At 45.7% G+C, this 7339-nt stretch carries 10 protein-coding genes; all 10 read right to left on the bottom strand.

Annotation, left to right across the window (positions count from 1 at the left end):
* Window positions 1–66 precede the first annotated feature (66 nt).
* Window positions 67–417 (bottom strand): aspartate 1-decarboxylase, encoded by a 351-nt coding sequence (panD, locus tag ACKU41_RS00675; protein ID WP_319779469.1) that lies wholly within the window; start codon window positions 415–417, stop codon window positions 67–69.
* A 183-nt stretch (window positions 418–600) separates the two neighbouring features.
* A complete protein-coding gene (locus ACKU41_RS00670) occupies window positions 601–828 on the bottom strand; it encodes a MoaD/ThiS family protein (RefSeq protein ID WP_319779468.1) in 228 nt (75 codons plus the stop codon).
* Window positions 829–995: 167 nt separating this feature from the next.
* The gene (locus ACKU41_RS00665) at window positions 996–1916 is read right to left on the bottom strand and encodes a manganese-dependent inorganic pyrophosphatase (protein WP_319779467.1); all 921 of its coding nucleotides are present in this window, start codon (window positions 1914–1916) and stop codon (window positions 996–998) included.
* A gap of 76 nt (window positions 1917–1992) precedes the next feature.
* Complete coding sequence (locus ACKU41_RS00660; protein WP_319779581.1) at window positions 1993–2640, bottom strand: PTS sugar transporter subunit IIC; 648 nt, start codon at window positions 2638–2640, stop codon at window positions 1993–1995.
* A gap of 64 nt (window positions 2641–2704) precedes the next feature.
* Complete coding sequence (locus ACKU41_RS00655; RefSeq protein ID WP_319779465.1) at window positions 2705–3166, bottom strand: PTS sugar transporter subunit IIB; 462 nt, start codon at window positions 3164–3166, stop codon at window positions 2705–2707.
* A 3-nt stretch (window positions 3167–3169) separates the two neighbouring features.
* Window positions 3170–3598, bottom strand: coding sequence for a PTS sugar transporter subunit IIA (locus ACKU41_RS00650; protein WP_319779464.1), 429 nt, complete (start codon window positions 3596–3598; stop codon window positions 3170–3172).
* A 30-nt stretch (window positions 3599–3628) separates the two neighbouring features.
* A complete protein-coding gene (gene rapZ, locus ACKU41_RS00645) occupies window positions 3629–4510 on the bottom strand; it encodes an RNase adapter RapZ (RefSeq protein ID WP_319779463.1) in 882 nt (293 codons plus the stop codon).
* 99 nt (window positions 4511–4609) lie between these two features.
* On the bottom strand, window positions 4610–5059 hold the full coding sequence (locus ACKU41_RS00640; protein ID WP_319779462.1) for a PTS sugar transporter subunit IIA: 450 nt from the start codon (window positions 5057–5059) through the stop codon (window positions 4610–4612).
* Window positions 5060–5062: 3 nt separating this feature from the next.
* Complete coding sequence (gene hpf, locus ACKU41_RS00635) at window positions 5063–5599, bottom strand: ribosome hibernation-promoting factor, HPF/YfiA family (protein WP_319779460.1); 537 nt, start codon at window positions 5597–5599, stop codon at window positions 5063–5065.
* A 50-nt stretch (window positions 5600–5649) separates the two neighbouring features.
* Complete coding sequence (gene rpoN / locus ACKU41_RS00630; RefSeq protein WP_319779459.1) at window positions 5650–7065, bottom strand: RNA polymerase factor sigma-54; 1416 nt, start codon at window positions 7063–7065, stop codon at window positions 5650–5652.
* Between the last annotated feature and the right edge of the window lie 274 nt (window positions 7066–7339).

Here is a 7339-nt window from a genome sequence, read left to right as displayed (position 1 = left end):
ACTCTTTATACATAATAAATAGGAATAAAAAAAGGCGCGGTTTTCCGCGCCTCTTAAGTAGAGCGATTAAGCTTTCTTGACATTATTCCCGTCACCAAGCAGGACAACCTGCGGCTTATAATGAGCTAGCTCAGCTTCATCCAGCCATGTGTAGGAACATATAATAATTTTCTGCCCGGCTTTGCCTTTGTGTGCGGCTGCGCCGTTAAGACAAAACTCACCTGGTCCGCCTTCAATGGCGTAAGTGGTGAGCCTTTCCCCATTGTCGACATTCAACACGTCCACTCGTTCAAAGGGAAGGATTCCTGCTTTTTCAAGCAGCTCCACATCAATTGAAATTGAGCCTTCGTAATCGACATTAGCGTCGGTAATGGTTGCTCTATGGATTTTCGACTTTAAAAGGCAACGACTGCCCATAATTTCCTCCTTCAGGAGCATTTAATTGTCCTGAACGGATAAGCCGATACCACGGGAGCAATATATTATCAACACAACAAGCTTAGCCTTTATTGCCAAAAGAATGTCGTCACTCAGCTCATAAACAACAAAATATCAGCAGATTAAACACAAGCACCTTAAACCGAATATAAAATAAAAAAATCAACCGCCCCCAACTGCCGGAAAAACTCCAACCCGGTCGCCATCATGAAGCTCTGTTTCAAACTTTGAGGACACACCGTTAATAAAAACGATCTTAACCTCCTCAATTGGAATTCCGATCCTCTCAAGCACATCTGAAACCGTTTCTCCCTTTGAAATGGGAAAGGCCTCGGAGTTCTCGGGACTTTTAACAGAAAAAGTGGCGTAACAGAGCAAGGTAACTTTCATGGGACCTCTTTTTTATACTTTTTAAACGCTGGTCAGTTTTGGAACCGGAACAATGTTTAAAATGTAGGAAATTCCAATCGGTAAATCAACTGCTTCAACTTGCAAAGACGTAAAAAAAAGTCCGGCAGGATACACCTGCCGGACCTAAAAAAGCTATATCTACTAACTTATGCGGAGAAAGCTTTCTCGAAGTTAGGTACAACCTGCTTTTTGCGGGACATTACGCCATCGAGGTATACTTTGGTACCTTCAGGAGCAACGCCGAATGCTTTTTCAACAACGGAAGGATCGTCAGAAACGATGAGCATTTCGGAACCTTCTTTCATGATGTCGGTAAGCAGCAGGAAGCAGCTGTGACGGCCGTCAGCTTTAACTTTTTCAAGTTCAGCGTAGAGGTCATCTTTGATGTCATTGAAAACGGACAGGTCTACAACTTCGAGCTGGCCGATGCCAACTTTGTTGCCGGACATATCGAAATCTTTGTAGTCACGGAAAATGAGTTCGTTCATGGTTGCGCCGGCAACAGCAGACTTAACGTTGAACATTTCCATTCCGAGAGCCATAACATCTTCAACACCTGCAATTTTAGCCAGTTCTGCAACAGCTTCTTTGTCAGCTTCGGTGCAGGTTACGGACTTGAACATAACGGTGTCGGAGAGGATAGCACAGAGGAGTACGCCAGCAATGTTTTTGGGAACTTCTACATTGTAGAATTTGTACATTGCGTTGATAACGGTACCGGTGCAGCCAACAGGCCATACCCACATTTCGAGGGGGTTGGGGGTAGTAACATCACCGAGTTTGTGGTGGTCAACTACTGCAACAACTTCACCCTTGTCGAGGTTGTCCATGCTCTGAGAGAGGTCGGAGTGGTCAACGAGGATGACTTTCTGATCGGTAGCATCAGTTACGATTTCGGGAGCAGCGCAACCGAACTTTTCGAGAACGAATGCAGTTTCAGGAGCAATTTCGCCCTGTGCAACAGCTTTGGTTTCTTCTTTAGCCTTGGACCACAGGTCTGCAATTGCGATTGCGGATGCAATGGTATCGGTATCGGGGTTTTTGTGTCCTACTGCGATAATAGCCATAATAATTTCCTCCTAAGAAATATGGTAGCTTAATTGAGCTTGTGTCTTCTATCACAAACTTTTTTTTCTGCCAAGTCTACATGATCCCGGCAAGGATAATAAAGCCCAAAAAAACCACTCCGAAGACAAAAGTGGCATAAGCTTTGCGCAATCTAAGAGCCAGAAGGCCCCCAAGACTAGCCGCTATCCATAAAAAAGACCATTTCATATCCACTCCGGCGACCAACGGCCCCCATTTGTGAAAAAATATACAAAGCATATAATGAAGGATGATGGTGCTTGTCCAGAAAAAAAGCCAAGAAGTGGCAAAAGTTCTCAAAATAGATTGAAAAACCAGCTTTTGCGGGAGTTGATCTCCGGCCTTTGCCTTTCTAGCCCAACCGATCAGTCTATTATGGCCACGATTATGCCACTGTCTGAGCGAGGAATCGAGCCAAGCTCCTATCCGGGCAAGAGGCAGACAGGCCAGCAGAATGACCATAACCTGCCGGGCTTCGGTAAAGGCAAAAGAGGTAGTCAGAGCCAACGCGGCAAATGTAGGGGCAAGAATATGTGGTGGAATGTATGTTCCGGCAGGAATGTTATCCAACCAGAAAAGCTCGAAAAAAACAGCTATCTTAAGGCTTGTGGCCACATCTCCGGTAACAGCTCCCCAAAGGGCTCCGACCACCAGTGGCCGCTCAAGCAGTCCGGGATTAAAAGTAAAGCGGAAGAGCGAAAAAATTGCAAAAAAAAACCGACAACCGCAACCCAGACGGGAAAAGACAAAGCTAAACCTTGAAACAGACTCATGAAAACCTCACCTGGACGGGATCATTGGGAACGCAACGAAAATCAAGCTCAATTCCCTGTCCTTTAAAGTAATGAAGGCAAGATTCATCATCGGAGCTCAATGCCACGCTGGGTGAAATCTGTTTTTTACCAGGACCGTAATGGATATTACCGATATTGACGGTACTAAACCGAAAACCGGAGTCCAGAGCCCGGCGCACATCGGCACAGGAAGAAAAAAGAATTATAGTACTGCCGTTTCCATCTCTCAGGGCCATAGCCATATCATTCAAATCATCAACGGAACAGAAAGAGCAGTTTACAGATTGGGGAATAGCCAGAGACATAATCTGCTTCTGTAAATCATCCCCAGCGACAGCATCGTTAGCCACGATAATATTCTTCGCGTGGGTGTACGGGAGCCATGTTTCAATAATCTGCCCATGAACAAGACGGTTATCAATTCTCACCCACATCACGGTCTATCCTTTAGAAGTTCGTTTTCGCAGCATTTCGCCGGCAATGACAATACCCTTGGCCGCTGCCTTGCTGACTTCTTCAGCCATCTTCTGCAAAGATTCATTACGCTTCTGAAATGCCTTCAGAAGCATAGGCAGACTAACCCCGGTAACCACTTCGATATCATCCCCCTGCAAGAGGGATAAGCTCAGATTGGTGGGTGTTCCTCCGAACATATCGGTAAGAATCAGGACCCCGTTACCATTATTAACTTCGGCGATGTTGCTTTTCAAAGACTCCACGGCAGCATCGATACCCTGAGAGACATCCACACTGAGCGAAATCACACCTTCCTGCGGACCTACTATTAATTCAGCGGCTTCGATAAGAGCCTGTCCGAAGTTACCATGTGTAACGAGAACTATTCCGTTTTTGCTTGATTCTATGCCCATCAAATTTCCCAATATAATCAACTAAAATAACTATTTCAAATGAATATGCTTATGCTCAAGTGAGACAGAATAACCATTATCCTTAAGAGTTGCAAATATCCTTTCAGCTGTAGCAACAGACCTGTGTCTTCCACCGGTGCAACCTACAGCGATGGTCAACCTGTATCTCCCCTCCGCCTCGTAAAGGGGAAGCACATATTGAAGGAAATCGAGATATTTCTCAATAAAAATTGACCCCGGTTCCGTGCCGAGTACGTAATCGGAAATAGCCTTATCCTGACCGGACAAAGGTCTAAGATCTTCTTCAAAGTATGGATTTGGCAAAAACCGCAGGTCCATGACCATATCCGCTGCAGTAGGCACATCATGCTTGAACCCAAAAGACATGACATGAACGCGTAATCCACGAGTCTTTTCACTCAACTCGGCCCATTTTTCCTGAATCCTGCGGCGCAGGTCATGGATGGAATAAGTCGTTGTATCAATAACCAGATCAGCCTGCTGACGGACTTCACCAAGAATTTCTTTCTCTTTTTCAAGAGCCTGTTCAAGCCCGATATCTCTTGATTCAAGCGGATGCAGGCGGCGGGTGGTAGCGTACCGACGAACCAGTTCAGGTAGGCGGGCCTCAAGATAGAGAATACTCGGGCGATAGCCTTTAGAAGTCAGCTCCTCACGGGTGGCTTCCCAGTCAACGCTGAATTCCAGCTGCCGCAAATCCATACCCAGTACAAGCCCACGATAAGCATTGTCGCGGGTGTTGAACAATTCAACCAGACGCGGAAGCATACTGGCGGGCAAACCGTCCACACAAAAAAAACGTAGATCCTCGAAGACTTTCAGTACAGTAGATTTGCCGGCCCCGGAAAGACCGCTTACAACAATCACCGGAAAGGAATCCACATCAACCACCCCTTCACCCTCCTTGCGCAATGGCCTACAAACAAAATTAGCAATGACCTGAGTTCATTGCTAATCTGATTTAATCTTAATTTTCTTATAATTTCGGTTTTATGCAACACCGAGGAGTCTAAGGAGCTCATCCTTATCCACAGTCTCTATGAAAGCCTGCCGGAACGCCTCATCTTTAAGTTGCCGGGATATCTGCGCCAGTACCTTCAAATGAGCACCGGCCCCCTGCTCGGGGGCCAGTACCATAAAGAATATTTTACACGGCTGCATGTCCAGAGATTCGAAGTCGACACCCTCACTTGAGCGGCCGACCACAACTACAATCTCTTCAAGACCTTCCAGTTTACCATGGGGGATGGCTATGCCATCCCCGATTCCGGTTGTTCCGAGTTTTTCACGATCATTAAGGACCTTCAGGGCATTTTCCACATCCACATCCAGACCTGCGTCCTTCAGGGTGGAAACCATTTCTTTCAGAACTTCACTCTTATCAGAGGCCTTCAGTTCATGTACTATAAGGTCCTTCGCCAGATTATCAGTTATATTCATCAGTTAGTATCCTGGGTCAATTAAACCGAAGTCGCCGTTATTACGACGGTATATTACGTTTATGGTTTCGTTGTCCGCATTGCGGAATACGAGGAATTCATGATCAAGGGTCTGCAGCTGCTCGGCAGCTTCATCAACGCTCATGGGCTTGGGAACAAAAGAGTCGGATTCCACAATTACCGGCTCCTTGTACTCTTCCTCCGCATAGCTGAGGATATCCATACGGGCAGGAGCAGTTTCCTTACGCCTGTGGCTCCTCATCTTTTCATTAGCACGGCGAAGCTGTGCTTCAAGCTTGTCCAAAACCATATCCACGGTGGAATACATATCTTCGGACACTTCATAAGCTGAGACATGCAGATGGTCGGAGGCGAAGACAACTTCCGCAACATGCCTGAACTTATCAACAGACAGGTTCACCTGCATGTCAGTATTGTCAGGATTACTAACGTACTTTACCAACTTGGAGAAACGAGAGTTTGCATATTCCTTAAGATGTTCGGACGCGTCGAAGTTCTTAAAAGTAAATGCTACGTTCATAAAGAGCCTCCTTAGTAAATGGTGAATATGCGTTATTTCTCCGGACTACATCAGAATACCTTCTTCCTTTTGGATGAGGAGAGTATCCCCATTGCAGTCCTGTACTTAGCTACGGTCCTTCTGGCGATATTGACTTCCAGCTTCTCTTTGAGAATCTCAGCTATCTTCTCATCGCTGAGTGGTTTCTTTCCGTCTTCTTCGCTGATCAACTTCTTGATCGTCGCCTTGACGGACTCGGAACCGACCTGAGACCCGTCATCCAGACCGAGCGCACTGTTAAAAAAGAACTTAAGTTCGAAAATTCCATGCGGAGTCGAAACATATTTATTTGTTGTAATTCGGCTCACAGTGGATTCATGCATTTCGATGTCTTCCGCCACTTCCTTGAGAATAAGCGGCTTAAGCTTGGTGACACCTTTGGCGAAAAAATCGCGCTGAAATCTCACTATGGATTCAAGAACTTTGTATAAGGTACGTTGACGCTGGTACAGGCTCTTCATCAGCCATTGTGCGGAACGCATCTTATCCTGAAAATATTCCTTATCTTCTCCCTTGGTTGATGCGAGTGTCTCCACATAGAATGCATTCATCTGCAGCTTGGGAAGACCGTCTTCGTTTAAGACAATGACAAAATCACCGTCATATTCATAAACATAAGCATCAGGGCTGACATAGAAAGAGTCTCCACTTGAAAAACTTGCCCCAGGCAGGGGGTCGAGCGTCTGCATCAAGTCCAGATAGCTCTTCAAGTCCTCCATACTGAGCTTAAATTTTCTTGCCAGCGGCTTGTAGCGCTTCTTTTCCAGATCATCCAGATGGTCCCGGACCAGCGAGACCAGAATCGGATCATCGTCAAGCTTAAGGGCTTCAAGCTGAATAAGCAGACACTCCTGCGGAGTCTGTGCCGCCACACCTACAGGGTCGAAACGCTGGATGCGGTAGAGCACCTTTTCTACTTCTTCGATTTCAGCATAGCATGTTTCGCATACTTCTTCCAAGTCAATCCGTAAAAAACCGCCGGAACTTAAATTACCGATAAGACATTCGCCGATGGCTATTTCCTTTTCAGTAAAATCAGAAAGACACATCTGCCAGTGCAGATGTCCCTCAAGTGAAGTAGTCTTGGTCAGACGGGCTTCAAAGGAAGTCCCATCTTCATAAGCTTCAGATTCACGGGACGCGGACTGCTTGGAAGTACTGGAAAATTCACCGAGATAGTTTTCCCACTCGGCTTCCTTGGAAATCTGGGCTTCTTCTGCAGTAGCGGTGCCTGCATCAGCATCAGCAGCATCAGTTCTCTCCTGCGCATCAGCTTCTTCAAGAATAGGATTCTCCATTAGTTCCTGATGGACAGAATCCACCAGCTCCAAGCGGGAAAGCTGCAACAACTTGATCGCCTGCTGCAACTGGGGAGTCATGACCAGCTGTTGAGTAAGCTTTAATTGTTGTCTAAGTTCCAATCCCATATATTCAGGCCACCTTATAGTTATCTCAAATTCAATTTATTTCAGTAAGTTGTGTGGCCAGGCAATAAAAAAATATTTTATATTCTGCCCGACCCTTGATTCCACTATGCCACAGCAATTTGCAAGATGCAACAAAGACCTCTGAATCATCTGAAATTTATGGATTTTTTACATACAGAAATAGTACATGAAAAAAGTGTACCAATGATCCGGCAGACTGTAAATCAACAAAGACAAAATTAATTAAACTTTGCATAAAAAAGACCGGAATTAC

The organism is Maridesulfovibrio sp. (genome assembly GCF_963678865.1).
Classification (GTDB): Bacteria; Desulfobacterota; Desulfovibrionia; order Desulfovibrionales; family Desulfovibrionaceae; genus Maridesulfovibrio.
The sequence above is the reverse complement of the archived record's forward strand: the minus strand, read 5'-3'. Positions and strand labels throughout refer to the sequence as shown.

Coding starts and splice junctions, on each gene's coding strand:
- panD (WP_319779469.1), bottom strand. CDS start 417: ATGGGCAGTCGTTGCCTTTTAAAGTCGAAAATCCATAGAGCAACCATT.
- ACKU41_RS00670 (WP_319779468.1), bottom strand. CDS start 828: ATGAAAGTTACCTTGCTCTGTTACGCCACTTTTTCTGTTAAAAGTCCC.
- ACKU41_RS00665 (WP_319779467.1), bottom strand. CDS start 1,916: ATGGCTATTATCGCAGTAGGACACAAAAACCCCGATACCGATACCATT.
- ACKU41_RS00650 (WP_319779464.1), bottom strand. CDS start 3,598: ATGGGCATAGAATCAAGCAAAAACGGAATAGTTCTCGTTACACATGGT.
- ACKU41_RS00640 (WP_319779462.1), bottom strand. CDS start 5,059: ATGAATATAACTGATAATCTGGCGAAGGACCTTATAGTACATGAACTG.
- hpf (WP_319779460.1), bottom strand. CDS start 5,599: ATGAACGTAGCATTTACTTTTAAGAACTTCGACGCGTCCGAACATCTT.
- rpoN (WP_319779459.1), bottom strand. CDS start 7,065: ATGGGATTGGAACTTAGACAACAATTAAAGCTTACTCAACAGCTGGTC.